Consider the following 26,151-nt stretch of genomic DNA (forward strand, 5'->3'; position numbering starts at 1 on the left):
CTTAGTGTTCTTTAACGGTGTCAACAAAAGCCCTGGCATGATCTACCGGTACATTGGGCAGAATACCATGACCGAGGTTGGCAATATGACGGTAGCCTCCAAATCCGTTCAGCATTTCCTTCACCGCTTTTTTGATCTCCGGTATTGGCGCCAGCAACTTGGCCGGGTCAAAGTTACCCTGCAGGGTAACATTATTGCCTGCAAACTGCCTTGCACGGGCAGGCTGTATGCCCCAGTCAATACCCAGTCCATGGGCGCCGGTAGCCGCCATCTCTTCCAGCGCAAACCAGGCGCCTTTTGCAAACATGATGACAGGGCAGGTGTCTTTCAGCGCTGCCACTATCTGGCGCATGTAACGTAGGGAGAAGTTCTCAAAATCTTCCGGGCTGAGCAGGCCTCCCCAGGAATCAAATATCTGTACCAGGTCAGCGCCGGCCTTAGTTTGCTCCTTCAGGTAGGCAATAGTAGTATCGGTAAGCATCTGGAGCAGCTGGTGCGCTACTTCAGGTTGCTGGTAGCAGAATGCTTTGGCAGCGTCAAAGGTCTTGGAACCTTTGCCCTGTACCATGTAGCAGAGCAGGGTCCACGGAGCGCCTGCAAATCCTATAAGAGGAACGGCGCCTGCCAGCGTTTTTTTGGTAAGGCTCAGCGCCTCAAATACATAGTTCAGTTTATCCTTTACATCAGGTACACAGAGTTTCTTCAGGTCTTCAGCACTTTTAACAGGGTCCGGCAGTACGGGACCTATCTTTTCTATCAGCTGTACTTCCATGCCCATAGCCTGTGGCACAACAAGGATATCTGAAAAGATGATAGCAGCATCAACGCCTACCTGGTGTACCGGCATAACAGTGATCTCTGTAGCCAGCTCAGGATTCATGCAACGTTCAAAGAAGGAGTATTTTTCCCTCAGTTTGATGTAGTCAGGCAGATAACGGCCGGCCTGGCGCATCATCCATACAGGAGTACGTTCTGTTGTTTCTCCGCGTAAAGCTCTCAGTAAAAGGTCATTCTTTAAAGCACTCATTCGTAGCAGTTGATGTTGTTAAAATAAAATATTGCTGTCTGCACCAGTTCAGACATGCTGGGGCCGGTGCTTGTAATAATTTTATTATCAGTATAATCCTGTAGGGCAGTGGCAGTGGTCGGGCCAATGGAAAAACAGACAGTATGCCGGGATATCCGGTTCACTGAAAAAAAGCTGTTCACTGCACTGGGACTGAGGAAAAAGATACCGTCATAATCTTCTGTTGAAATAGCCGGTGTTTCTGTTGTTTCATACACCACTACTTCTTCCACGCTGATGCCATGCTGCCTGAGCATGTCCGGTAATTCTCCCCGTCGTTTATTACCACAGAAAAATACTACAGAAGTAATATCTCCCTGGTTTATTATTTTTTGTGCCAGGTCTGCTGCCTTTGTGCCCGTGGCTTTGATACGGCAGTTTATCCCGGCGTCTTTTACGGCTCCCTGTGTAGCGCCTTCCAGGCAGAAAGTATCCCAGCCGGGTGAATAAAAGCCGCCTTTTTTCCATTCATTCACATATTTCTCTGTCACATTGGGTGGAAATGATGCCCAGTCGCCATAGTAGAATTTTCCATCCGGCTGCAGGTAATGCTGTGCAATGGTATTCACCGCATTGGCACTGGTAAATACTGCATATATCTTTTGCTGCAGTAGCTGGTGCAATCTGTCTTTCAGGTCATCCGTAATGAGAGGCCTTATGTTAATGAATGATTGCGGAATGATATCGAAGCCCTGAGCCCCGGCCAGTTCTATAAGACGGGAATCAACATCTTTGGTGCTTAGTATACGATATCGCTTATTTAATGGCATTCCTGATCTGTGCAACTATTTTATCACCGCCTTCTGACAGGACCTTTTCTGCAGCAGCTTTACCTATAAGGCCCGCCTGTTCCAGGGGCGCCTGTTCCATCACAGAAAACATCTGTTGCCCGTCAAGGCTGCATAGTTCTCCTGAAAAGTGAACGGTTTCATTTTCTATATGAGCATACGCACTGATAGGGGTGGTGCAGCCGCCCATCAACGTACGTAAGAAATCTCTTTCAATGCGGGTGGCCAGTGCAGTAGGCAGGTGATTCAGCGGGGCGCAGGCCTGTTTGCAGAAGTCGTCGTCCTCACGGCATACGGCTACCACAGCGCCCTGCGCAGGTGCTGGTAACATCCAGTCCAGCTCTGTTGATTGCGGAGGACGTACATTGATCCTTTCAAGTCCGGCAGCGGCAAAGATGGCGCCGTCCCAGTTCTCTGCCGCCAGCTTCTGCAGACGGGTATTCACATTACCACGCAGGTTATGTATCTGGTGCTGGGGAAATCTCCGCAGCCATTGTGCTTTACGCCTTACACTGCTGGTAGCAATATTGGCAATATAGCCTTCCTGTTCAAGAAAAGAAGTATCCTGCTTATATACCAGCAGGTCCTTTACAGGGCCCCTTTCCAGTACTGCAGCCTGTATAATGCCCTTGGGCAGTTGTGTGGGAACGTCTTTCAGTGAGTGAACGGCAATGTCTATGCGGTTGTTGAGCAGCGCCAGGTCCAGGCTTTTAGTGAAGATACCCTGTACGCCTATCTCATAAAGAGGAGTGACGAGGTCTATATCTCCCTCGCTTTTGATAGGCACCAGCGTTGTTGTATATCCCTGCGCTTCCAGCAGGTCTTTTACCTTGTTAGCCTGCCAGAGTGCCAGCTGGCTTTCTCTTGTACCTATCCTGATTTCTTTGTTCATGAATTATTCCTGATTAACGCCTGTTTCAAATATATCGTTGATCATAGCGATATACTGATCACTTTTATCTGCTTCCCGGCGCACTTTCCCGGCCATCAGGTTGATCATTTTCTGGATGATGCGGGACGAGACAGCTTCAATGTCTTCAAGCTTATATTGTGCGCCGTTCTTTTGTTGTTGTATTTCCTTGGTATGCATCTCCGTCAGCTTATCCTTCACTGCTTTCAGTACCACTGCATGCTTACGCATTTTGTACCAGTAGAGGAACTCGTTCATATGCTCTTCTATGATAACAAGCGCCTTAGGCACTTCCTGCTGGCGCATCTGCAGCGTTTCGTCCTGTATTTTAGAAAGTTCATCCACGTTCACCAGCTCTATATGAGACAGCTCTCTCACAGCAGGATCTACATTGAACGGAATAGACAGGTCGATGATCAGCTTGGGCGTAGAGCCTTCAAAGTGAGACGGCAGCACAGTCGGTTCCGGCGCGTTTGATGCTACCAGTATGATATCTGCCGCTTTCAGCTCCTGCTCCAGTTGTTCATATGGCGCAAAACGAAGTCCGTGCTGACCTGCAAAATCTTCTGCTACTTTAGCTGTGCGGTTTACCAGTGTAATCTGCTGAACGCCCAGGTAATCTATCATGTTCTTGATAGTGTTGCGGCCTATCTTGCCTACACCGGTCAGCAGTATTTTCTTCTGAAGTATGTCCGGCACTTTATGTTCCAGCAGCCTTACAGCCGCAAAAGCAACAGATACCGTGCCTGCACTGAGAGACGTTTCGTTCTTGATCAGTTTGGATACCTGCAATACACTGTTCACCAGTCGTTCCTGGAACCCGCCCAGGCAACCGTTTGTTTTGGCAAATTTCGTTGCGGTACGTATCTGGCCTATTATTTCATAATCGCCCAGGATCTGTGAATCCAGCCCGGTACCTACCTGGTACAGATGTTTGATCGCCTCTTCCCCCGATTTAACATAGGACAGCTGGCTGAACAGGTTACAATCTCCTTCAGTTTCTTTACACACCAGTTCTATCAGCTGTTGCGGATCATCGGCAAAGCCATAGATCTCAGTCCTGTTACAAGTGGAGAGTACGAATATATCGTCCAGGTATAAGGATTTGGCATTGTCCAGTAAATGCTGGTATTGCGCCTGATTTATTGCAAATGACCCTCTTATAGCAGCGTCTGTTTTCTTATAGTTGATGCCAACGATATGAAAATGGGCTATATCTTTTGAATGACTACCCTGCATGTTTTACTTATAAGCTTCCGGGTGCAAAAATACTTGCATAGACCGCAACTACAGGCATCAGGCTGTCATTAGTGTGTCATTTCTGCTGCTGGTAATAAGTGATGCGGAAAAATGATTTTTATCAGTTTGGAGGCTGATAGAAATTATCTATGGATGAATAGATGATTATTACTTTAATTCAACAATTGTATGACATTTGCAGCACAGATAACCTGTTACATTTGCAACAATTTTAAGTATAGGAATGGAAGCTAAATCTGATGTAGGGATCATCCTGATGAACCTCGGCTCGCCGGATTCTACGGCTGTACCCGATGTAAAGCGTTATCTCAATGAGTTTTTGATGGACAAACGGGTAATTGATTACCCCTATCTGTTCCGTTTATTACTGATCAGGGGCATCATCGTGCCCAGGCGTGCGCCTAAATCAGCAGAGGCCTACCAGTCTATCTGGTGGGAAGATGGCTCTCCGTTAATAGTACTGACAAAACAATTACAAAACGCCGTACAGCATGATCTGCAAATGCCGGTAGAGATAGCCATGCGCTATGGCAATCCCTCCCAGGAATACGCATATGAACGGTTACTGGCACAGAACCCCGGGCTGAAAGAAGTGGTACTGCTGCCATTATACCCGCACTATGCCATGTCCTCCTACGAGACAGCAGTAGAACATGCAAAGGCAGTACATAAGAAAAAGGGATATAATTTTAAACTGACCATCATACCTCCTTATTATGATCAGCCGGATTATATCAACGCATTGGCAGAAAGCATGCGCCCATATGTGGAGCAGGATTTCGATCACCTGTTATTCAGCTACCACGGTGTACCGGAAAGGCACATACGAAAGGGAGATATTACAGGAAAACATTGCCTGCAGGTAGATGATTGCTGCCATGTAGCCTCTCCTGCACACGAATTCTGCTATCGTCACCAGGTCCATATCACTTCAGAACTGGTGGCGGAAAAACTGAAAATACCGCGTGAGAAGTGGAGCGTATCATTCCAGTCCCGCCTGGGAAGGGAAGAATGGCTGAAACCTTACACGGCCGCAAAACTGGAAGAATTGCCAAAGCAAGGCGTAAAACGCCTGCTGGTATCCTGCCCGGCCTTCGTGTCTGACTGCCTGGAAACATTAGAGGAAATAGCAGTTGAAGGCAAGCACAGTTTTATCAAGAGCGGTGGCGACAGCTTTACCATGATACCCTGCCTGAATGTACACCCCTTATGGGTACAGGCTGTGGTGAAGTGGTTGGGCACGTCTCAATCCTGACCTATTTAAGAAACCATGGATACAAGACCTGTTATCATTGCTGGCGCCGGCATTGCCGGGCTTAGCATTGCGTATGAGCTACAGAAAAAAGGAATCCCCTACGAGATCCTGGAAGCAGGACCCCGCACAGGCGGCCTGATCACCTCCCTCCACAAAGACGGTTATGAGCTGGATGCAGGCCCTAACTCCCTCGCCGCATCCCAGGATGTACTGGCATTTATCAGGGAAATAGGACTGGAAAATGAAATGATGGAAGCGTCGGCAGTAAGTAAGAACCGCTTCCTGGTAAGGAATAACCAGCTACATGCCATATCCCCCCATCCCCTGAAAATAATCAGATCGAAATATGTGAGCGGCAGCGCCAAATGGCGACTATTCACCGAACAGTTCCGCAAAAGCATACCTGCCGTCACAGAAGAGTCTGTTACCTCCTTCGTAACCCGCCGCTTCGGTGCAGAAATAGCAGAATACCTGTTTGAACCGGTATTGTCAGGCATCTATGCAGGCAACCCCGACCTCTTATCCATACAGGAAGTCCTGCCCATGCTGCCCAAATGGGAAAAAGAATATGGCAGCGTTACCAAAGGATTGATGAAGAACAAACAGTCCATGGGCGGCCGGAAGATCATCGCTTTCAAAGGCGGCAACCAGACCTTACCCAATAAACTGGCAGCTTTACTGACTGGCTGTATACGGCTTAACTGCGCCATCACAGGAATTGTCAGAGACACTTCCGGTTACATCGTCCAATATAATGAGAACGGCAACCCGGGCGTACTGAATGCCGGCAGGGTGATCTTCACCACACCGGCTTATACCACTGCTGCATTTATTCAGAATATGGACCCTGTACTGGCCGGTATGCTGAACGGCATTCACTATCCTCATATGGGCGTATTACACCTTGCCTTTGGTGAAGAAGCCCTGGAAAAAATGCCGGCAGGCTTCGGCTTCCTGATACCTCATGCCGCAGGTAAACATTTCCTGGGCGCTATCTGCAACTCTGCCATTTTCCCTTCACGTGCCCCGCAGGGTAAAGTGCTGTTCACCATCTTCGTTGGCGGCGCCATGCAGGAACACCTCTTTAAACAAATGGATGGTGAACGCCTGCAACAGCAGATCATAAAGGAATTCATGGAAATATTGCAATTGCAGCAGCCGCCCGTATTCCAGCTCTTCAGTGAATGGAAGAAAGCTATTCCCCAGTTGAACGTAGGATTTGCGCAGATCAGGGAACAGATCAGGATATTTGAAGAAAGATATCCCGGTATAAGAATAGCCGGTAACTATGTAACAGGCGTGGCCGTACCGGCTATTATACAGGCCGCCAGGCAATACTCCTGATATTTAGTTGGCACGCTTTTTTTGCCATTTTTATCATGGCAGGAAAGATCCACATCGGTACATCAGGCTGGAGTTATAAACACTGGAAAGAACGCTTCTATCCGGCAGATCTGAAACCAGTAGAATATCTCGCATATTATGCAGATCATTTTCAAACTGCAGAGATCAATACCAGCTTCTACCATTTACCAAAACCTTCCACAATAAAAAAATGGGCAGAAACAGTGAACACACGTTTCCGTTTCTGCCCAAAAATAAGCAGGTATATTACCCACATTAAAAAACTGAACGACCCTGAAGAAACATTACCCCGCTTCTTTGAGATCTTTGACCCCATTCACAAAAGCTTAGGCCCTGTATTATTGCAACTACCTCCCACACTGGCTTTTCATGAAGAGAAAGTAGCACATTTCTTTGAAGTGCTCCGCCAGTACAAAGGGTATACTTTTGCGCTGGAACCCCGCCATGATACCTGGCTGGAAGAGAATGCCATCGCCTTGCTGGAAAAATATAAGATCGCCTTTGTAATAGCGGAATCCGGCAATCGCTGGCCCTATGGAGAGTTTGTTACAGCCAGGCACATTTACATACGTTTTCATGGTCCTGATGGCTCCTATGCAAAGTCTTATGATAACAGGGCACTTAAAAAATATGCAGGTAAAATGCTGCAATGGAGTGAAGAAGGACACACTATCTGGGTATTCTTCAACAACGATGGAAACGCATATGCTATTGAAAATGCCGGGACACTGGCAGAACTGACAAAAACATAAATTTATGAAAACAGTTACCAGGAAAAAGACCGCGCCTGCGCGTAAGAAAACAATAAAGAAAGACCTGTCTGAAACATACAACGAGTTTAAAGAATTTAAAGGACGGCAGTATACCGGCATGAAAATAGGCCGTAGCCATAAGTGGAACTACGATGCAGGCGTATGGAAAGAAACAAAGATAACGCCTGACCTCTGGGAAATATCTTACGCTGTTACCAAACGCAGGGCAGGACATGCGCCGGAAGGCTCGGGAGTGCCTGTAGGAACAGAATATCACTGGTATATTATGTCCCATCAGAATGTACGCAAACTGAATGCGAACGACTATACAACTTCTATGTCCGGCCTGAAACTCAAACTGGCCCACAAACGGGCAGATAAACAGAAATGGAGCATTTCATCCAAAACCCAGCGTAAACACCTCATTGATTTTCTGAAAGAGATCATCGGTCAGCTGGAAAAAGACCCCATTCCACTTGATTTTACCTACAACGAAAAAGAGTATATTGGCGAGGCTATTCCTATCGGACAAACTTGTCATGACGGTATCTGTGAAGAACTGGATATTATCCTGAACGATGCCAGTATGGGTATCATACGGCGAATGAAGAACGGATGGAAAATAGACGGTGTGGAAGATAAAAAATTTGTCAAAGCTATAGGAGAAGCCATCATTTCATCCTATAAATAATTAACAATATGCCCGAGCTACCAGACCTGCAGGTATTCAGTCACAACCTTGACAAAAAATTGTCAGGCAAAGTACTGACCGATGTTACCGTTCATTCAAAGAAAGCAAAAGACAGCGCTGCCAGTTTTAAAAAAGCCCTGAAAGGCGCAACATTGGATAAAGTATACCGGGAAGGCAAAGAGCTGCGCTTTAAATTTGATAATAAAGAGATCATGGGAATGCATCTCATGCTGCATGGAAAGCTCTATTTTTTTGAAGAGAAAAATACAAATAAACATACCGTCACAGAGCTTCTTTTTGAAGACGGCACCGGCCTTGCGCTCACAGATTTTCAGGGCGCAGCCAATCCCTCCCTGAACCCGGAAGAGAAAAATGCCCCGGATGCTTTATCAGATGAACTGACAGAAACATACCTGAAAGACCAGTGCAAAAACAAACGTACCCTGATCAAAAAAGTACTGCTCGATCAGCATATAATACGTGGCATAGGCAATGCTTATGCAGATGAAATATTATGGGATGCTGGCATTTCTCCTTTCTCCGTTTGTAATAAGATACCGGCAGAAAAGATTAAAGCCCTGGCACACTCAATCAAAAAAGTACTGAAGAACGCTGAGAAGCAGATCAGGAAGGAACATCCTGATATTATAGCAGGAGAGGTGAGGGACTTCATGAAGATCCACAATTCCAAACAAACACATAGCCCTTCCGGTGCCGCAATTGAACAGAAAGAAATAGGCGGAAGGAAAACATATTACACGGACGAACAGGAACTGTATGAATAATAATAAGGAAAGGCAGGCATGTCACCTGCCTTTCCTGCTATTTTATGCATAGCGGAGAGACGCTGCCATCTGGCTTTCTGCAGGCATCCTCTCTTTGTCAACAAGAAAGACATTCCCATTATGTAAGATGGTTTGCACAATCACATTGTTCAACAGGCACTCATCTCCCGGTTGCTCCTCATCATGAATGTCCAGCTGATCGGTTGTTACATCGAACGTACCCCATAAAGTACCGTCTTTCTGAACAAACAGGTTATCTACCTGTCCGTAAGATGCTGCACGGATAACATCATCCGGTATAGAAGCAGTAAGTGCAGAGGCCGAACCATTATTGTATTTTTCAATAGCCTGCAACAGGCGCTGATCAAAATATGGCTGCATCTTCTCTTTTGCCTGTCTGTATATCTCCTGCATGTTCTCATGCTCATAATTTCCTGTCAGCGCTTCATCTGAAATATATTGATAGCGGGATACTTTCCTGTAAATAGGCTGCAGGTAATCTACCGACGCCAGCATTAAAGGAATATGTTTATCGTACAACACTTCCTTCCAGACAGTTTTATCTACCTCTTCCAGGTAAAGGGCAATATCAGTTTTATGGTCCGGGTTGGAGTTCATACCATGATAATTGGCCCCTTCCCCGGCTCCGGAGCTACCTGTTCTGAACAACATCTGGTTACCTTTTTCCTCAAAATGTACAACATCCGCAATTCCATCCGGCATTCCTTCCACTTCTACAGGCTGCATACCAAAAGCATCTGCCAGGTAGAGCTGAGCATGGTGCTTGCTGAACACCAGCAGATAAAACTGTTCTTCCTTTGTTAGTACAGGCAATAACGGCGTCAGCATAAAATGATTATTGCAGTAAACATGCTCATTCACGGTCACAGGCACACGCAGAAAACGAAAAGCATCCTTTGTAATAAAACATACCAGTCCCTGTTGCTGCTGCCGCCAGAAAGCGTCATCCCTCAACAGCTCATAACCCGGTTGCAACAGCCGCTGAATAGTGGATGTGTCTGTTTGCTTTCCTTCCAGCATTTTCTGTGCTTTCTGTAACATACTTTTAAACAGGATAGCGTCCTGTTTTTCGTTAACTTCCTTACCGGAAGCATGCGTTGGAAGGTAAATGCTCAGGCATAGGTCTGTGCTGACAGATGCCAGTTCTGCAAAAAGCGCTTTATTCAGGCGCTGTGATATTTCTTCTGTCCGGATAGCCGGCCGTTCTCCCGCAAATGTCTCTTCAACAGTCTTATCTGCCGGGGCTTCCCGCTTATTTTCCTGTTGCTGTGAAGCCTTTTTGGCGGTATCCCTGTTAGGATGTCTTACATGGATGCCGGGGGCAAGCTGGTCAGGACCTGTTGTATATTTTTCGGTCATCGCTTCGTCCTGCTTTAATGCTTCCGGGCTAATGGAGGGCCTTAAGCCTAAACCTTCTTTTCCGCTGCCGGAGGGCTTCCCTTTTATCGGGATGAACCGTCCGTTCCTGTCTTTTCCCATATCTGAGTTTTTTAAATGGCTTAAAATAAAGCTGTACACCAATATCCTGCCAATCCGGCCAAAACAGACACTACTATAACGCTCCATATATCAGAAAACTACCGTAAATTCAGTATATAAATTCCATCTGATGATTGCAGGGGTCCTAAAAGAACAACCAGGAGAAAACAGGGTTTCTTTAGTGCCGGATATAGTGAAGCAATTAGGTAAACAGGGAGTGACAGTCTGGATAGAGGAAGATGCGGGCGCCCGTGCATTTTATCCTGATAGTACCTATATACAGGCAGGAGCTGTTATCAAACCCGCAACCGCTATTATACAGGAAGCGGATATCATTCTAAGCATTCAGGCTCCCCAGAGAACGCTGTGGGAAATGGTGCCGCCGGGAAAGATACTGGCAGGCATATATCAGCCATTGTACAACACCGGACTGATGGAGCAGTGGGCGTCCAGGCAGCTCACTACATTCAGCCTGGATACCGTTCCACGAACTACACGGGCACAGAGTATGGACGTACTCAGCTCTCAGGCCAATATTGCCGGTTATAAAGCAGTGCTGCTGGCAGCAACCAGCTACAGCCGGTATTTTCCCATGTTCATGACCGCAGCCGGCAGTATTGCTCCCGCAAAAGTGCTGATATTGGGCGCAGGCGTGGCCGGATTGCAGGCAATAGCTACCGCACGCCGTTTAGGCGCGGTAGTTGAGGTATTTGATACAAGACCGGCAGTAAAAGAAGAAGTGATGAGCCTCGGGGCACGTTTTATCGATGTGGAAGGCGCCGCCGATGTGTCTGCGGCAGGTGGGTATGCTGTAGAGCAGACAACGGAATACCAGCGCAGGCAACAGGAGAAAATCGCGGCCAGCATTGCCAAAGCGGATATTGTGATCACCACGGCCCAGATACCAGGCAAAAAAGCGCCCCTGCTGGTTACAAAGGAAATGCTGGAAACCATGCGCCCCGGTTCCGTGATAGTAGATCTTGCAGCCTCCAGCGGAGGGAACACCGCATGGACGAAGAATAATGAAACCGTGCAACAGCAGGGAGTGACCATCATCGGCGATTCTAACCTGCCCTCTTCCATGCCGGCAGATGCCAGCAAACTTTATGCAAAGAACATCTTCAACTTTTTACAGTTGTTAATAAAAGACGGTGAACCGGTGCTGAATTTTTCTGACGATATTGTGAAAGGGGCCTGTATCACACATAGTGGCGCCATCACATACGAGCGGTTACAACAAGCTGATAAGATGAAGATCTGATCAATAAAATCTTCCTGTTATGAATGTTATTCTTTCCTTTATCCAGGCCCACCTGGAACTGACCTACGTTGTTATCCTGAGCATCTTCCTTGGCGTAGAAGTGATTTCCCGCGTACCCTCCGTACTGCATACCCCATTGATGAGCGGCGCCAATGCCATACACGGCGTAGTGATCATCGGGGCCATTATTGTAATGGGACAGGCAGAGGCAGATAATTACCTCGCGCTCATCCTCGGTTTCCTGGCAGTAATACTGGGAACGCTGAATGTAGTAGGCGGATTCGTAGTGACAGACCGTATGCTTGAAATGTTCAAGTCAAAGAAGACCAAATAATCTGATATGCTATCACTGATTTATCTGACAGGCTCTGTTACATTCATTGTAGGATTAAAGATGCTGAGCAACCCGGCTACTGCACGCCGGGGAAATGCAGTGGCAGCAGCCGGTATGACCCTGGCAATATTAGGGACCATTTTCCTGTATGAGCACAATGGCCGGCATTTGCGTAATTACGGTTGGATCACAGCAGGTTTGCTGATCGGTGGCGTAATAGGTTTTCTTTCCGCCAAACGTGTAAAGATGACCGCTATGCCCGAAATGGTAAGCCTCTTCAATGGCATGGGCGGCGCCTGTGCAGCGCTGATCTCCGTAGTAGAGTTCAACCACATGATACGGGCATTTTCCGGAGGCGTTGAGATCGACCATCTGCAGCTGCTGATCGTTTTCGCAGGACTGATCATCGGCGCAGTATCTTTTGCCGGATCTGTCATCGCATGGGGAAAGTTGAACGGGAATATCAAAGATATCACCTTTGGCGGTCAGCATATCTTCAACATCTCATTACTGGCAGTGATGCTGATACTGTCAGTGTATGTCATAGCTGCACAGCCTCCGTTTACAGGAATACTGTTTGCCCTGATCCTGCTGTTATCCCTCGTGTACGGGGTCTTCTTTGTATTACCTATAGGCGGCGCCGATATGCCCGTAGTGATTTCCCTGCTTAACTCATTCACCGGTGTGGCAGCAGCCTGCGGCGGCTTCCTGTATAATAATCCCGTAATGCTGACCGGCGGTATCCTGGTAGGATCAGCAGGCAGCATCCTTACCATCCTGATGTGCAAAGCCATGAACCGTTCCCTCAAAAATGTGCTGATAGGCTCCTTTGGCGGAACACATGGAGGAGGCACTGCAAAAGAGCAGGGAGCCTATAAGGAGATCAGTAATGCCGATATGGCTGTAGTACTGGCCTATGCCCATAAAGTGATGATAGTGCCCGGTTACGGGCTGGCCGTGGCCCAGGCCCAGCATGCCTGTCACGAGCTGGAAAACCTGCTGGAAGCAAGAGGTGTGGAAGTAAGGTATGCCATCCATCCCGTAGCAGGACGTATGCCCGGACATATGAACGTATTACTGGCAGAAGCAGACGTGCCCTATGAAAAGCTGCTGGAAATGGAACAGGCCAACGGTCAGTTCAACACCACCGATGTTGTGCTGGTGCTGGGGGCCAATGATGTTGTTAACCCCGCCGCAAAAAAAGACCCCGCCAGCCCTATCTACGGTATGCCAATCCTGGAAGTAGAGAATGCCAGGATGGTAGTTGTAAATAAACGCAGCATGAAACCTGGTTACGCAGGGATAGAGAACGATCTTTTTTTTCAACCCAAAACCTCCATGCTTTTCGGAGACGCCAAACATGTGTTACAGCAGCTGGTAGCAGAAATAGCGCAGATCTGAGCGCATGGTCTATCGGCTAAATTTCAGTATTTTGCCGCAAAAAGCGGGTTGGATCACTTACCAAAAACATTTACAGATACTTTATCAGGACTGCCAGGCATGGATTTGGCAGCCTTTTTGCGTGTACATGCCACAGGTGAAAAGATCACCTCTCTCAGGATCAATCCTGCCAAAATACAGGATGAAGATGCAGTACAAAAGGTACTGTGTTCACTGACGGAAGAAGAGTCAGGTCATGTGCCCTGGTCTGAGTACGGTTATTACCTGGCAACACGCCCTTCCTTCACATTGGACCCAAACTTTCATGGCGGCGCATATTATGTGCAGGAAGCGTCTTCCATGTTCCTGGAACAGGTGATGCGGCATGCATGTGATCTGTCTGCTCCGCTGAAAGTACTGGACCTCTGTGCGGCGCCAGGCGGTAAGTCCACTTTGCTGCAATCTCTGATCAGCGCAGATAGTATGCTGGTATCCAATGAAGTGATCAAAACCAGGGCTGCTATCCTGGCGGATAATATCAGCAAATGGGGCGCCGCAAACGTAGTGGTGACAAACAACGACCCCCGCGATTTTGCCCGGCTTGCCGGGTATTTTGACGTGATGGTGGTAGATGCGCCCTGCTCAGGCTCTGGACTGTTCCGCAGAGAGCCGGAAGCAGTACAGGAATGGTCACCGGAAAACGTAGCCCTCTGCAGCCAACGGCAACAGCGCATACTGGCCGATGTATGGCCGGCATTGAAGGAAAACGGGATCCTGATCTATGCAACGTGCTCTTATTCAAGAGAAGAAGATGAAACGATCATGGAATGGATAGAAGATAATTTCCCTGCCGAAAATGTGCCCATACCATTGAATGACAACTGGCATATCGTGAAAACTTCCGCCGGCAGACAATCCGAAGGATACCGGTTCTATCCGGACAAGGTAAAGGGAGAAGGCTTCTTCATCACCTGTTACCGCAAAACAGCAGGAGAGATCTGGACGGCTAAAAAACAAAAGGACACCATAACGCCGTTATCTAAAAAAGACAGGGAAAAAGTACTGCCATGGCTGACTTCAGACAATGGCCTGTTTATGATGGAGCACCAGAGGGACGTATTATTATTCCCGGAAAATATGGCAACAGCTGTGCCGTTATTACAACAGCACTTATATTTGCGGAAAGCTGGTGTAAAAGCAGGACAGTTAACAGCTAAAGAAATGGTGCCCGATCACCAGCTGGCCATGAGCACATTGACCGCCCATGCCGTACCACGGGTAGCATTGACCAGAGAACAGGCGCTTCGTTACCTGAAAAAAGAAGATCCTGTCGTACAGGCCAGTATAAAAGGGTGGGCGCTTATGATTTATGAAGGTATGCCGCTCGGATGGGCGAAGATCTTACCGAACCGTATCAACAATTACTATCCTAAAGAACTCCGTATTCTGAAAGAAGTATAAATTTTTAATTTCGTTACCCGAAAAAGGTATAAACAGCGTAGTAATGGTAAAAACGTTCATGACAATTGCAGGACTTGTATTATGTGTAGCCGGTGTACAGGCACAGGACAGGCTGGAGGTGCAGGGTACCTCTCCGGACCTGTATGTATTGCACACCGTAAAAAAAGGTGAAACATTCTACAGCCTCGGAAGGTCCTACAGTGTGTCTCCCAAGGATATAGCGGGTGAAAACAAGATATCATTTGAACAGGGCCTCCAGCTGGGACAACAGGTGAAGATCCCCTTAAGCAATAACAACTTCTCACAGAAAAGCGATGTAGGCGCAGGATATACCCCGCTATACCATAAGGTAGGAGAGAAAGAAACCCTGTACCGCCTCAGCGTGAACCATAATAAAGTGTCGCTGGACAATATCCGTCACTGGAACAAAATGACCGGCGATGGGCTGCAGAAAGACAGCTATGTGATCGTAGGCTGGCTGAAAGGCGGTGGTGGAACACCTGCTCCATCTGTTCCATCTGCACCGGTGGCAACCAATCCGGCGCCCACACAGCCTTCTACACAGCCTCCTGCCACACATCCGTCTAATCCTCCGGCATCAACTACACCGGCGCCAACACAATCCGCGCCTCCTGTAGTAACAACACCGCCGGCAACAACTACGCCTCCGGCTACACAGCCGTCCACACCGCCTCCTGCCACCAATACGCCGGCAGAGACGTCCAAACCTGCTGAAACAAGTAAGCCTGCTCCCGCAGCAGGTGCTTCTTTCGAAGCCATCTACAATCAGCAGACTAACAGCGGCAAAAATGTAACATCTGAAAAAGGCCCCGGCGGATGGTTTAAAAGTAACGCCGGAGCAGGAAAATATTATGCACTGCATAACACAGCGCCAAGAGGTACTATCATTAAAGTGACCAACCCGCTGAACGGCAGGTCTATTTACGCAAAAGTACTGGAAGCTATTCCGCAGATAAAACAGAACGAAGGACTTATCATTAAACTCAGCGATTCCGCACTGGAAGCTCTGGGAACCAATGAAGCGAAATTCTACTGTAATCTCAGCTACGAAGATTAATTACTTAAGCTGGTCGCAGGTTAAACCTTCGCTTTAATCTCCATTTAAAGCCGGCCGCAGGCCAAAAAAATATTCCCCCAAAAAAAACGCTTTTGCCGAAGGCAAAAGCGTTTTTTTTGGGCCACTCCCAATAATTTACTGCAACCTGAACCCCCTCAAAAAAGCCTCAATATCCATTTTCTTCTTCCCCTCCAATTGTATCTCCTTCAAAGAAAGATAACCATCCGCCGCCGCTATCTTCAAATAACTCTTATTATCCGTCAACACCTCTCCCGGCGCTTCCGCAGGCTGCTTATTCTCCTTCACTGCCTTGAATATCTTCATACTTTTACCCTGTAAGGTAGTCCATGCAGTAGGATAGGGGCTCAGCCCCCGCACCAGGTTGTAGATCTTATCAACAGGCTCCTCCCATTTTATAAGACAATCTTCCTTGAATATCTTAGGCGCATGCTTGAGAGAACCCGCGTCTATATGCGCCTGCGGCGTTTCCGCTGCCTGGCCTGAAGCAAGCGCCTCTACAGTTTTAAGCAGCAATGCAGCCCCGGTAGCCATCAGGTCATCATGCAGCTCTCCGGCAGTTTCATCCTCACGGATATCGACCGACTGGCTGAAAAGTATATCGCCCGTATCTATTTCATGTTTCAGTTTGAAAGTAGTAACACCTGATTGCTTTTCTCCGTTGATAATAGCCCAGTTAATAGGCGCTGCACCTCTGTAATTAGGCAGTAAAGAAGCATGTACGTTGATAGTGCCCAGCGGCGGCATATTCCATACTACTTCCGGCAGCATACGAAAAGCTACTACTACCTGCAGATCTGCCTGTAAAGCCTTTAGTTCTTCCAGGAAGGCCGGGTTCTTCAGCTTTTCAGGTTGTAATACCTTCAGCCCTTTCGATACCGCATATTGCTTCACAGCGCTTTCATGCATCTGCAGGCCTCTGCCGGCAGGCTTGTCTGGCGCTGTGATCACACCAGCAATATTATATCCGTTCTGTACAAGTACATCCAGCGATGCTACCGCAAAATCGGGGGTACCCATAAATACTATCCTGATCTTCTTTTGATCCGTTAACTCACTCTGCATATAAAAGATATTTCCTCCTGGTGATTTTGAATTTTGATAAAGCAGGCTCCCAGCTCTTGCGTATTTCCTCTTCGCTCAGGCCTTGCCTGATCTGTTGCTGCAGGATACGGTTGCCCGCAAGTTTATTAATGAAAGGTGTAAAGAATTTCTCCTTGTCGTTGAAAAGATTGTAAGCCTGTATCAGCCATTTCAGCTGTATTCTTCCATTCATTTCAGCCCTTGCCTGTTCAGGTGTGCCGGTCAGGTTATAGCCGTAACAGGTAGTATCTTTCAGCACAGGGTTTTTATTACCGGTACTGGCTCGTGGAGTGAACGAAAAAAGATCTTTAGGATACGACGGATGGCCAAATACCTGGAATGGCAGGTTAGTACCACGCCCCAGGCTCAGTACCGTACCTTCAAAAAGACAGGTGGAAGGGTACAGGTAAATGGCCGCCATATTGGGCAGGTTAGGGGAGGGGGCAATAGGTAGCTGATAAAAAGTATGATGATCATACTTTTTGCAGGTGATCACGGTAAGTTTGCATTGCACGCCATTCTTCAGCCACTTCTCACCATTCAGCATCTTTGCATATTCACCAACCGTCATGCCATGTACAATAGGAATAGATTGCATACCTATGAAGGAACGCAGGGTAGTATCCAGCAGTACAGGACCATCCACATAATGTCCGTTAGGATTAGGCCTGTCCAGTACTATGAGTGGTTTGTGGTTTTCTGCTGCAGATTCCATCAGTTCCTGTAACGAGGAAATGTAAGTATAGAAACGTGTACCCACATCCTGTATATCAAAAATGAGTACATCCACATCTTTCAGATCTGCTGCATCAGCCTTGCGATGTTTACCATAAAGGGATACGATAGGAAGGCCTGTACCGGGATCTTTGCTGTTACCTATTTTTGCGCCGGCATCTGCATTACCTCTGAACCCATGTTCCGGGCTGAAGATCTTCAGTATTTTGACATGCAGTTTTAATAGTGAGTCTACCAGGTGGGTACGGCCTATAGTGGCAGTCTGGTTTACCAGCAATGCTACTCTCTTACCTTTCAGCAGAGGCAGGTATTCCGTTGTTCTTTCTGCCCCGGTAATAACCTGCGCATTGGCTGTGCTGGCGTAGAGCAGTAATAATAATAGTATGAATTTATACATGGCGTAAAAATAATTTAATAATGTCTTAAACCAGCATTCTTTCTTTTTAGCTGTCAACAGACCATCCTTCACCTCAAAAAATTACTTCATTCTCTATGTATCCACACAAAAAATCCCCTGTTGAAGCGCAATCCAACTATTTTCTTACCTTGCACTAATAAATCCTGTAAACACTTATAATTTATTTCTTATGCAAGCAGTTAAAAACGGAGATACGGTGCGTGTGCATTATCATGGACGTCTGACAAACGGAACAACTTTCGATTCCTCTGAAGGACGTGAGCCGCTGGAGTTTAAGGTTGGCGCCGGTATGGTTATTAAAGGCTTTGACAATGGTGTGATGGATATGAAAGTAGGCGATAAAAAGACCGTTAATATTCCGGTAGAAGAAGCATACGGTCCAAAAGACGCCAAATTGTTGATGGAGTTCCCCAAAGACCGTATTCCTACAGATCTGAACCCGCAACTGGGCATGGATCTGCAGATGAGCAATCCTGAAGGTCAGATTTTCCAGGTAAAAGTAGCCGCTATCGGCCCTGACTCTATTACCTTGGACGCTAACCATCCCCTGGCTGGTGAAGCGCTGGTCTTTGACATTGAACTGGTAGAGATCAAGTAGGCTAATGCTTAAACGTATAAATGCAGAACGCTGATCGCCCGCAGGCAATCAGCGTTCTGCATTTGTGACATATGCTATTCGTGTGGCAGCACAATCTGTGTCGGCCTTTTCTGATCATCAATTGCCACAAAAGTGAAACTGCCTGAAATAGCCTTTTCACGGTGTGTATTGTACATCTGTTCCACGTAAATATCCACCTCTACTTTCAGACTGGTCCTGCCCACATGCACAACTTTCCCTACCAGCTCTATAATAGTGCCATGAGGAATAGCCATTTTAAAATCAATACGGTCGCTGGATACGGTCACCATCCGCATGCGACTGAACCTGGTGGCAGTAATGAACGCTGCTTCATCCATAAGTTGCATGGCGGTGCCGCCAAATAAGGTATCATAATGGTTCACTGTGTTGGGAAATACTGCCTTGAATATCCGTGTAACGGATTCGGCTATCTGCTTTTCGTATGCCATATTGTTGTAGCTGATTTATCTTTTTTTTGAGAGAGAGAATATCCTCTGCAATCTTTGTTTGAAACGGACCTGCCTGTAAGCTGTTTTCAGGTCCTGCAGGCAGTTGGCGCAGAGGCAGCTGCTGTAATGTTCACCTATGTAGGCGCGTTCGTCTTCTGTCAGCTCCACCTGCTGGCACTGACAGCGAAGGATAGAGCCAACACGGCATTCAAACGATGCTTTGCAACGGGGACAGGTAACTGTTTCATGACACGCCATAATCACGAATTTACGAATTAACACGCAACCCTTATTTCAAAACAATTCCCGGCTGTCCGCAGGCCAGCCCGCCACCCTCAAAAAAAAGGTTTCGCCGAAGGCGAGGGCACTGAAAAAGTCCTTACGTAGGCTCTGAGAATCGTCTATTCGAAAATATTCTCCACCCCCTACCCGAATATTTCTTTAAAGAAAACTACTTTTTCAGTGCCCTCGCCGAAGGCGAAACCTTTTTTTTGAGCAATCCTCCGCTCCAGATATCGCATAAAAACTCATCCCATCAAAAAGTGCAACAGGAAAACTCCCTGTTACACTTCTCTGGTTTTGTGCCGGATAATGGCTAGTGGTTATTGATCATACACTCTCTTTCACAGCTACGCGCATATTCTGAGCCGCCGCCACCATATTGCGGAGAGATTGCTCCGTCTCAGGCCATTTACGCGTTTTCAAACCGCAATCCGGGTTAACCCAGATATTGCGCGCAGGTAATAATTGTATCGCTTTTTCCAGCAACTCCGTCATTTCAGCTACAGTAGGTACGCGTGGAGAGTGAATATCATACACTCCCGGCCCTATCTCATATGGATATTTGAACACAGAGAACACTTCCAGTAATTCCATCTGGGAACGGGAGGTTTCTATCGTGATCACATCCGCATCCATAGCGGCAATATTGCTGATAATATCATTGAACTCAGAATAACACATATGGGTATGTATCTGCGTAGCATCCTCAACACCGGAAACAGATACACGGAACGCTTTCACAGCCCAGTCAAGATACGCCTGCCAGTCGGCCTGACGCAGCGGCAATCCTTCCCTGATAGCAGGTTCATCTACCTGTATCACCCTGATGCCTGCCTGCTCCAGGTCAACTACTTCATCACGTATGGCCAGTGCTATCTGCAGGGTAGTATCAGCACGTGGCTGGTCATCACGCACAAAAGACCATTGCAGGATAGTAACAGGACCTGTAAGCATACCTTTCATCGGTTTGCTGGTAAGAGATTGTGCATAGCTGCTCCATTCTACTGTCATAGGTGCGTTGCGCTGCACGTCGCCATAGATAACCGGTGGTTTCACACAACGGGAGCCATAACTCTGTACCCATCCGTTCTTTGTAAATACAAATCCTTCCAGCTGCTCGCCAAAATATTCCACCATATCATTACGCTCAAACTCACCATGTACCAGTACATCTATGCGCAGGCTTTCCTGCAGGGCAACAGATTCCTGTATAGCTTTGCGGATAGATGTTTCATATGCTGCAGGTGTAATAACTCCTTTTTTGAAATCCGCTCTGAGCTTCCTGATATCTTCCGTTTGTGGGAAAGACCCGATGGTAGTGGTAGGGAACAGAGGCAGTTTCAGTACAGCTTCCTGGGCTTTCTGTCTTGCCGGGAAAGCGCTCTTACGTTCAGCATCGGCAGCGGTAAGCGCAGCCAGCCTTGCTTTTACGGCCGGTTTGTGGATAATGGCGGCAGTGCTCCTTTCCTTCATAGCTGCAGTGTTGGCTGCCAGGGCAGCGGTGTTGCCGGCAGCGATCTGTTGCAGGTCTGTCAGCTCCCGTACTTTCTGCTTGGCAAAAGCCATCCAGTTCTTGATCTGGGGCGTCAGCACAGCTTCATCTGTTTCCAGGTCAAGATCGTAAGGAGAGTGTAACAGGGAGCAGGAAGTAGCTATCAGCACACGTTCTTCACCCAGTACGGCAGTAGCTTTTTTAATGAGCTGAAGGGCCTGTTCATAATTGTTCTTCCAGATATTACGGCCGTTCACTACACCGACAGACAATGTGATGTTTGCAGGTAATGCTGCCAGTATAGCGTCCAGTTGTTCCGGCGCTCTTACCAGGTCTATGTGGAGGGCATCCACAGGCAGTTTCAGCGTTAATTCTGTATTGTCCTGCAATCCGCCAAAGTAAGTGGTCAGGATAATTTTCAGAGAAGGAACGGCAGCCCTGATCTTATTGTAGGCATACTGGAACAATGACTGCTGTGCGGGCGTAAGGTCCAGCACCAGTGTGGGCTCGTCTATCTGTACCCATGTAGCGCCTGCCTGTTGCAATGATTGCAGCAGCTGTATATAAACAGGCAGCAGTTTGTCCAGCAGATCGGCAACCTGTAGTTGTTCGTCTTTTACTTTGCCCAGCAGCAGGAAGCTGATAGGCCCGATCAGCACCGGTTTGGTGTGTATTCCGAGGGAAAGTGCTTCTTTGAATTCCTCCAGGCATTTGTTGTACAGAAGGCTGTATTGCTGCGTAGTATCAAACTCCGGCACCAGGTAGTGATAGTTGGTATCAAACCACTTGGTCATTTCCATGGCGGTGATGTCAAAACCATTCTTCTGGTAACCACGGGCCATTGCAAAATACAGCTCAGGACTGCTTACACTGGCCTGTGTTTCCATGAGCGACCTGAAACGCGCCGGTATAGTGCCGGTCATCAGGCACATGTCCAATACCTGGTCGTAAAAGGAAAAGTCGTTGGAGGGGATCAGGTCTATACCTGCACTTTTCAATGTCTCCCAGTTCTGCCGGCGCAGCTGCCGGGCTGTCATCTGTAATTTTTCGAGAGAGATCTTCCCTGCCCAGTAGGCTTCGTTTGCCTTCTTCAATTCTCTGTTGCTACCAATACGCGGATAGCCAAGAACGTTAGTTTGCATGCTTGCAATTTTTAAAAGTAAAAAAATGAAGGCTTACAGCGGGTATGCATTTGCGGGGAAGAAATATAACAGGAAGTGGGAGAGGAAGAAAACAGCCTGAAGGCAGCGGAGAATGCTGCACACGGCTATCCACGGCATTGCCGGGATAAGCTGTAAACTACCAACATCAATTACCTGATTATTGCTTCGGGCGCGAAAGCATACATCAATCTGTTTGTGGCAAGTATCCTGGCTTGTAACAGCTACGGCCGTCCTTCTCACCGGTTATTTATTCCCGGCAATGGATATCATATGACCATAACCTTTTTTAGGTTACTTACAGTTGCGCGTCAGCCCGTGAATTGCACACGGTTCCTTTTTAATCCCCTCTCCTTAAAAGAAGGGAACCGCAAACAGCTATTGAGTTGTGTAAAGAACCGTTGCAAATATAAGTCAGTTTTATTTTCTCTGCAAACTTATTATTATGGAACAAATAATAAGTAAATTATTTTATTTTGGTTATTTGTTCTATTTATATATTTTATAAAGATAGATGTACTGTTTTTGAATAAAAGGGGCATAAAAAAAAGTCATTTTTTCCTTCACAGATGCGCAATCTTAAATTTCTTACGTTTGCAATATGTTTGACAATTATAAATACACCGTGATCGAGCGCTTCCTGCGCTACGTACAGATAGACACTCAATCAGATCCGCTCAGCAAAACCTTCCCTTCCACAGAAAAACAGAAGGACCTGGGCCGCCTGCTGGTACAGGAACTACAGGAAATGGGCATCATAGACGCCATAATGGACGAACACGGATACGTATTCGCCACTATCCCAGGCAATACCACCAAAAAAGTCCCCGTCATCTGCTTCTGTTCTCATATGGATACTTCAAGCGATTGCAGTGGCAAAGACGTAAAACCTATCATCCACCGCGAATACGATGGTAAAGACATTACTTTGCCTGATGAAGGCACTGTGATCAGAGCCTCAGAACACCCTTACCTGCAATCCAAAAAAGGAGACGATATCATTACCGCCAGCGGTGCCACCCTCCTGGGGGCAGACGATAAAGCCGGCGTGGCAGAGATCATGGATGCGGCTTATTATCTTATCCGGCACCCGGAAATTAAACATGGCGATATCCGCATCCTCTTCACTCCCGACGAAGAAGTAGGCCGCGGTGTGGAAAAACTGGATATGCAGCGCCTGGGCGCCCAATTCGGTTATACAATGGACGGTGGTGAACGCGGCTCCCTGGAAGAAGAAAGCTTCTCTGCAGATGCAGCCAGGATAACCATCAACGGCGTCAGCGTACATCCCGGCACCGCTAAAGATAAACTGGTGAGCGCCATTAAGATAGCAGGAGAGATCATAGATGCCCTGCCGAAAGACAGCCTGTCTCCCGAAACCACGGAAGACCGCCAGGGCTTTATTCACCCGGTAAGAATGCACGGCATCGTTGAACATGCAGAGATAGACTTTATCCTGCGCGATTTCATCACCGCCAGGCTGGATGAGCATGCCGCTTTCCTGCGTAACATTATGAATACAGTAATGGCCCGTTATCCACAGGCCAGCGCAGAACTGACCGTTACACAACAATACAGGAACATGAAAGAAGTGCTGGACCTTCATCCGCAGGTAACCGCCAATGCAGAAGAAGCCATCCGCCGCGCAGGTGTAGAACCGTTAAGACTGATCATCAGGGGAGGTACCGACGGTTCCCGCCTGTCCTTTATGGGATTGCCCTGCCCCAATATCTTCACCGGGGAAATGGCCCTGCACAGCAAATATGAATATGTAAGTATCCAGGATATGCAGAAAGCTGTACAGACTATCGTACATCTGGCACAGGTTTGGGAGGAACGGAGCTGATTAGTTGGTTGATTGGCAATATTTTGGCTAAACATACGTTAATTGTTTACCATATTATTGGTATCTTCCTCCCTTGTTGCACCTGAATTTAATACTTTTGCAAGGTTAAAATTTTTTTCATGCTCTTAGGACTAGTTACATTACTACAGGATTCTTTATTACTGCCAAAGGCAGATACAGTCGCTGCTGCGGCTTCCGGAGCCGCCGCTGCGGACCAGCAGATCAAATTGCTCGACCTGCTCATGAAAGGGGGCGTACTCATGATCCCACTGGGGATCCTCTCCGTAATAGCAGTTTTTGCTTTCGTTGAAAGGTATCTGACCATTTCAAAAGCAGGTAAGCTGGAAGATAACTTTATGCCAATGATCAGAGATCATATCTCCAATGGCAATATCTCCGCCGCCCGCTCGCTGTCAAAGAATACCAACAGTCCTATTGCCCGTATGATAGATAAAGGTATTCAACGCATAGGCAAACCGATAGACAGTATTGAAAAATCAATGGAAAATGTAGGCAAACTGGAAATATACAAAATGGAAAAGAACCTGGTGATCCTGTCTATCATAGCAGGTATCGCTCCAATGTTCGGATTCCTCGGTACCATTGCCGGTATGATCCAGACCTTCTTCAACATCTCCATCACCTCAGATATCACCTTAGGCACCATCGCCGGCGGTATCTATGTAAAAATGATCACTTCCGCTACTGGTCTGATCATCGGCCTGGTAGCATACATAGGCTACAGCTTCCTCAACGCGCAGATAGATAAGACCATCAACAAAATGGAAGGCGCTTCTGCCGAGTTTATAGATATTTTGCAAGAACCACCAACAAGGTAATTATGAACTTACGAAGCAGAAGAAATAAAAGGCATGTGGAACTGCACAACGGCGCGCTGAATGACATCCTGTTCATCCTGCTGCTGTTCTTCCTGATCGTTTCCACTCTGGCCAATCCGAACGTGATCAAACTTACTTTGCCAAAAGCAAAGAGCAATACCAAAGCCAAACAAACAGTAGTGGTAAGTATCAACGATAAAGGAGAGTTCTTTGTAGGGACCAACAAAGTACCTTACGAAGGCCTCAAACAAATGCTGATACCCGCCATTACCCGCGAAAGCGTTGATCCTACCATAGTGATCAATGCCGAAAAAACCGTACCGGTAGAAGATGTAGTGAAAGTGATGGAAGTAGCCCGGGAAATTGGGGCAAAAGTGGTGCTGGCTACCGCCAATCCACAAAGCAAGGGATAGACATTACCTGAATAGTAAAAAAGGCAGGTCCATACAGACCTGCCTTTTTATTTATATAACAGCCTTTATCATCCTGTCTTTCCCAAAAATATCCTTTTTCAGTACCACATCTTTATACCCCTGCTCCCTCAGCAATTGCATAGTCTCTTCCCCAAAAGCTTCATTGATCTCAAAATATAATGCACCGCCGGTATGTAATTTCTGTTTGCCCAGCAGGCCTATCTCCCGGTAAAAAAGCAAAGCATCATTATCCGGCACAAAAAGAGCAATAGATGGTTCATAAGCTACTACATGCTCCTGCATACCTGCCTGCTCCTGCTCACAGATATAAGGCGGATTGCTGACAATGATATCAAAGGATGGGAGTGAAGCTGTTGCCTTTGTATCCAGTATATTCATCAGTTCAAAATGAACGTCAAATCCTTGTTTTACTGCATTGGCCTTCGCAGTCTCCAGCGCCCCCTCGCTTACATCAACAGCCCATACCTCAGCCGCAGACAGCTCTTTCTTCAGGGCAACAGGAATAGCACCGCTGCCCGTGCCTATATCCAGCAGCTTATGCCCCGCCTGCCTGCCTGTACGCACATCATCCACTATCCATTCTACCAGCTCTTCCGTTTCAGGCCGGGGTATCAGCACATGACCGTTCACATTCAGCTCCATACCGTAGAACCAGCTGCTGCCTGTTACATACTGTATAGGCTGATGCGCCAGCAAAGCCTGCAGCCCTTCTTCCAGCTGCATTTCCTGCGCCGGTTCCAGACCTTTATCTTTATACACGATCCTGTCCATCCTGGACATGCCGGTCACATGCTCCATCAGCAGATGAGCAATATTGGCCGCCTCCCGCTGGCCATGGATAGGCTCCAGGGAGGAAATGATCTTTGTAAATGCAGTCTGTATGGTCATTT

Annotated in this window: 25 protein-coding genes and 1 riboswitch; of the genes, 14 read left to right on the forward strand and 11 right to left on the reverse strand. The window is 47.3% G+C overall.

Translation table 11 applies throughout. From position 1 onward, the window contains the following. Nucleotide 1: 1 nt before the first annotated feature. Genes hemE through hemA form a run of 4 tightly spaced genes read right to left on the reverse strand, consistent with a single transcriptional unit; the run spans nucleotide 2 to nucleotide 4,003 of the window. A complete protein-coding gene (gene hemE / locus GO493_RS25255; protein WP_157309013.1) occupies nucleotides 2-1,027 on the reverse strand; it encodes a uroporphyrinogen decarboxylase in 1,026 nt (341 codons plus the stop codon). Beyond that, nucleotides 1,024-1,836, reverse strand: coding sequence for a uroporphyrinogen-III synthase (locus GO493_RS25260; RefSeq protein WP_157309014.1), 813 nt, complete (start codon nucleotides 1,834-1,836; stop codon nucleotides 1,024-1,026). The genes hemE and GO493_RS25260 overlap by 4 nt, the downstream gene beginning before the upstream one ends. Further along, complete coding sequence (gene hemC, locus GO493_RS25265; protein WP_157309015.1) at nucleotides 1,823-2,746, reverse strand: hydroxymethylbilane synthase; 924 nt, start codon at nucleotides 2,744-2,746, stop codon at nucleotides 1,823-1,825. The genes GO493_RS25260 and hemC overlap by 14 nt, the downstream gene beginning before the upstream one ends. A 3-nt stretch (nucleotides 2,747-2,749) precedes the next feature. Next, nucleotides 2,750-4,003 carry a glutamyl-tRNA reductase gene (gene hemA / locus GO493_RS25270; RefSeq protein ID WP_157309016.1) on the reverse strand — a complete coding sequence of 418 codons (1,254 nt, stop codon included), beginning with the start codon at nucleotides 4,001-4,003 and terminating at the stop codon, nucleotides 2,750-2,752. Nucleotides 4,004-4,247: 244 nt separating this feature from the next. On the opposite strand from hemA, the gene hemH reads away from it, so the two are divergent. Genes hemH through GO493_RS25295 form a run of 5 tightly spaced genes read left to right on the forward strand, consistent with a single transcriptional unit; the run spans nucleotide 4,248 to nucleotide 8,872 of the window. Further along, the gene (gene hemH, locus GO493_RS25275; RefSeq protein ID WP_157309017.1) at nucleotides 4,248-5,279 is read left to right on the forward strand and encodes a ferrochelatase; all 1,032 of its coding nucleotides are present in this window, start codon (nucleotides 4,248-4,250) and stop codon (nucleotides 5,277-5,279) included. Nucleotides 5,280-5,294: 15 nt separating this feature from the next. Further along, a complete protein-coding gene (gene hemG, locus GO493_RS25280; RefSeq protein WP_157309018.1) occupies nucleotides 5,295-6,623 on the forward strand; it encodes a protoporphyrinogen oxidase in 1,329 nt (442 codons plus the stop codon). Nucleotides 6,624-6,658: 35 nt separating this feature from the next. Further along, the gene (locus tag GO493_RS25285; protein WP_157309019.1) at nucleotides 6,659-7,396 is read left to right on the forward strand and encodes a DUF72 domain-containing protein; all 738 of its coding nucleotides are present in this window, start codon (nucleotides 6,659-6,661) and stop codon (nucleotides 7,394-7,396) included. A 4-nt stretch (nucleotides 7,397-7,400) separates the two neighbouring features. Next, entirely contained in the window at nucleotides 7,401-8,087 is a 687-nt protein-coding gene (locus tag GO493_RS25290; protein WP_157309020.1) for a hypothetical protein, read from the forward strand. Between the two features lie 8 nt (nucleotides 8,088-8,095). Next, nucleotides 8,096-8,872: an Fpg/Nei family DNA glycosylase gene (locus tag GO493_RS25295; RefSeq protein WP_157309021.1), complete on the forward strand. Its 777-nt coding sequence runs from the start codon at nucleotides 8,096-8,098 to the stop codon at nucleotides 8,870-8,872. A 42-nt stretch (nucleotides 8,873-8,914) separates the two neighbouring features. Here the strand turns inward: GO493_RS25295 and GO493_RS25300 are convergent, their stop codons facing one another. Next, nucleotides 8,915-10,372, reverse strand: coding sequence for a baeRF7 domain-containing protein (locus GO493_RS25300; RefSeq protein ID WP_157309022.1), 1,458 nt, complete (start codon nucleotides 10,370-10,372; stop codon nucleotides 8,915-8,917). A 130-nt stretch (nucleotides 10,373-10,502) separates the two neighbouring features. Between GO493_RS25300 and GO493_RS25305 the strand changes: the two genes are divergently transcribed. Genes GO493_RS25305 through GO493_RS25325 form a run of 5 tightly spaced genes read left to right on the forward strand, consistent with a single transcriptional unit; the run spans nucleotide 10,503 to nucleotide 15,886 of the window. After that, on the forward strand, nucleotides 10,503-11,633 hold the full coding sequence (locus tag GO493_RS25305; protein ID WP_157309023.1) for a Re/Si-specific NAD(P)(+) transhydrogenase subunit alpha: 1,131 nt from the start codon (nucleotides 10,503-10,505) through the stop codon (nucleotides 11,631-11,633). A gap of 19 nt (nucleotides 11,634-11,652) precedes the next feature. After that, complete coding sequence (locus GO493_RS25310; RefSeq protein WP_157309024.1) at nucleotides 11,653-11,967, forward strand: NAD(P) transhydrogenase subunit alpha; 315 nt, start codon at nucleotides 11,653-11,655, stop codon at nucleotides 11,965-11,967. A 6-nt stretch (nucleotides 11,968-11,973) separates the two neighbouring features. Then, the gene (locus GO493_RS25315) at nucleotides 11,974-13,368 is read left to right on the forward strand and encodes an NAD(P)(+) transhydrogenase (Re/Si-specific) subunit beta (protein ID WP_157309025.1); all 1,395 of its coding nucleotides are present in this window, start codon (nucleotides 11,974-11,976) and stop codon (nucleotides 13,366-13,368) included. Between the two features lie 48 nt (nucleotides 13,369-13,416). Beyond that, nucleotides 13,417-14,808, forward strand: a complete 1,392-nt coding sequence (locus tag GO493_RS25320; RefSeq protein WP_157309026.1) for a methyltransferase RsmF C-terminal domain-like protein — start codon at nucleotides 13,417-13,419, stop codon at nucleotides 14,806-14,808. Nucleotides 14,809-14,851: 43 nt separating this feature from the next. Then, on the forward strand, nucleotides 14,852-15,886 hold the full coding sequence (locus GO493_RS25325; RefSeq protein ID WP_157309027.1) for a LysM peptidoglycan-binding domain-containing protein: 1,035 nt from the start codon (nucleotides 14,852-14,854) through the stop codon (nucleotides 15,884-15,886). A 135-nt stretch (nucleotides 15,887-16,021) separates the two neighbouring features. Here GO493_RS25325 and fmt read toward each other — a convergent pair whose 3' ends face one another. Then, the gene (fmt, locus tag GO493_RS25330; protein ID WP_157309028.1) at nucleotides 16,022-16,969 is read right to left on the reverse strand and encodes a methionyl-tRNA formyltransferase; all 948 of its coding nucleotides are present in this window, start codon (nucleotides 16,967-16,969) and stop codon (nucleotides 16,022-16,024) included. Continuing rightward, nucleotides 16,959-18,119 (reverse strand): exo-beta-N-acetylmuramidase NamZ family protein, encoded by a 1,161-nt coding sequence (locus GO493_RS25335; RefSeq protein ID WP_157309029.1) that lies wholly within the window; start codon nucleotides 18,117-18,119, stop codon nucleotides 16,959-16,961. The genes fmt and GO493_RS25335 overlap by 11 nt, the downstream gene beginning before the upstream one ends. Before the next feature lie 190 nt (nucleotides 18,120-18,309). Between GO493_RS25335 and GO493_RS25340 the strand changes: the two genes are divergently transcribed. After that, nucleotides 18,310-18,738, forward strand: a complete 429-nt coding sequence (locus GO493_RS25340; protein WP_157309030.1) for an FKBP-type peptidyl-prolyl cis-trans isomerase — start codon at nucleotides 18,310-18,312, stop codon at nucleotides 18,736-18,738. 74 nt (nucleotides 18,739-18,812) lie between these two features. Here GO493_RS25340 and GO493_RS25345 read toward each other — a convergent pair whose 3' ends face one another. The 3 genes from GO493_RS25345 to metE all read right to left on the reverse strand — a co-directional run bounded on the left by GO493_RS25345 (nucleotide 18,813) and on the right by metE (nucleotide 22,124). Then, nucleotides 18,813-19,208, reverse strand: a complete 396-nt coding sequence (locus GO493_RS25345; RefSeq protein WP_157309031.1) for an acyl-CoA thioesterase — start codon at nucleotides 19,206-19,208, stop codon at nucleotides 18,813-18,815. A 15-nt stretch (nucleotides 19,209-19,223) separates the two neighbouring features. Beyond that, a complete protein-coding gene (locus GO493_RS25350) occupies nucleotides 19,224-19,466 on the reverse strand; it encodes a cysteine-rich CWC family protein (protein WP_157309032.1) in 243 nt (80 codons plus the stop codon). Nucleotides 19,467-19,817: 351 nt separating this feature from the next. Beyond that, complete coding sequence (metE, locus tag GO493_RS25355) at nucleotides 19,818-22,124, reverse strand: 5-methyltetrahydropteroyltriglutamate--homocysteine S-methyltransferase (RefSeq protein WP_157309033.1); 2,307 nt, start codon at nucleotides 22,122-22,124, stop codon at nucleotides 19,818-19,820. 201 nt (nucleotides 22,125-22,325) lie between these two features. Continuing rightward, a riboswitch (cobalamin riboswitch) is annotated at nucleotides 22,326-22,530 on the reverse strand. A gap of 213 nt (nucleotides 22,531-22,743) precedes the next feature. Here metE and pepT point away from each other — a divergent pair. The 3 genes from pepT to GO493_RS25370 all read left to right on the forward strand — a co-directional run bounded on the left by pepT (nucleotide 22,744) and on the right by GO493_RS25370 (nucleotide 25,240). Beyond that, entirely contained in the window at nucleotides 22,744-23,988 is a 1,245-nt protein-coding gene (gene pepT, locus GO493_RS25360; RefSeq protein ID WP_157309034.1) for a peptidase T, read from the forward strand. A gap of 119 nt (nucleotides 23,989-24,107) precedes the next feature. Next, entirely contained in the window at nucleotides 24,108-24,827 is a 720-nt protein-coding gene (locus tag GO493_RS25365) for a MotA/TolQ/ExbB proton channel family protein (RefSeq protein WP_157309035.1), read from the forward strand. Between the two features lie 2 nt (nucleotides 24,828-24,829). Beyond that, complete coding sequence (locus tag GO493_RS25370) at nucleotides 24,830-25,240, forward strand: ExbD/TolR family protein (RefSeq protein ID WP_157309036.1); 411 nt, start codon at nucleotides 24,830-24,832, stop codon at nucleotides 25,238-25,240. 51 nt (nucleotides 25,241-25,291) lie between these two features. On the opposite strand, the gene prmC is transcribed toward GO493_RS25370, so the two are convergent. Then, a complete protein-coding gene (prmC, locus tag GO493_RS25375) occupies nucleotides 25,292-26,149 on the reverse strand; it encodes a peptide chain release factor N(5)-glutamine methyltransferase (RefSeq protein WP_157309037.1) in 858 nt (285 codons plus the stop codon). Between the last annotated feature and the right edge of the window lie 2 nt (nucleotides 26,150-26,151).

The sequence above is a fragment of the Chitinophaga tropicalis genome, assembly GCF_009758205.1.
Classification (GTDB): Bacteria; Bacteroidota; Bacteroidia; order Chitinophagales; family Chitinophagaceae; genus Chitinophaga; species Chitinophaga tropicalis.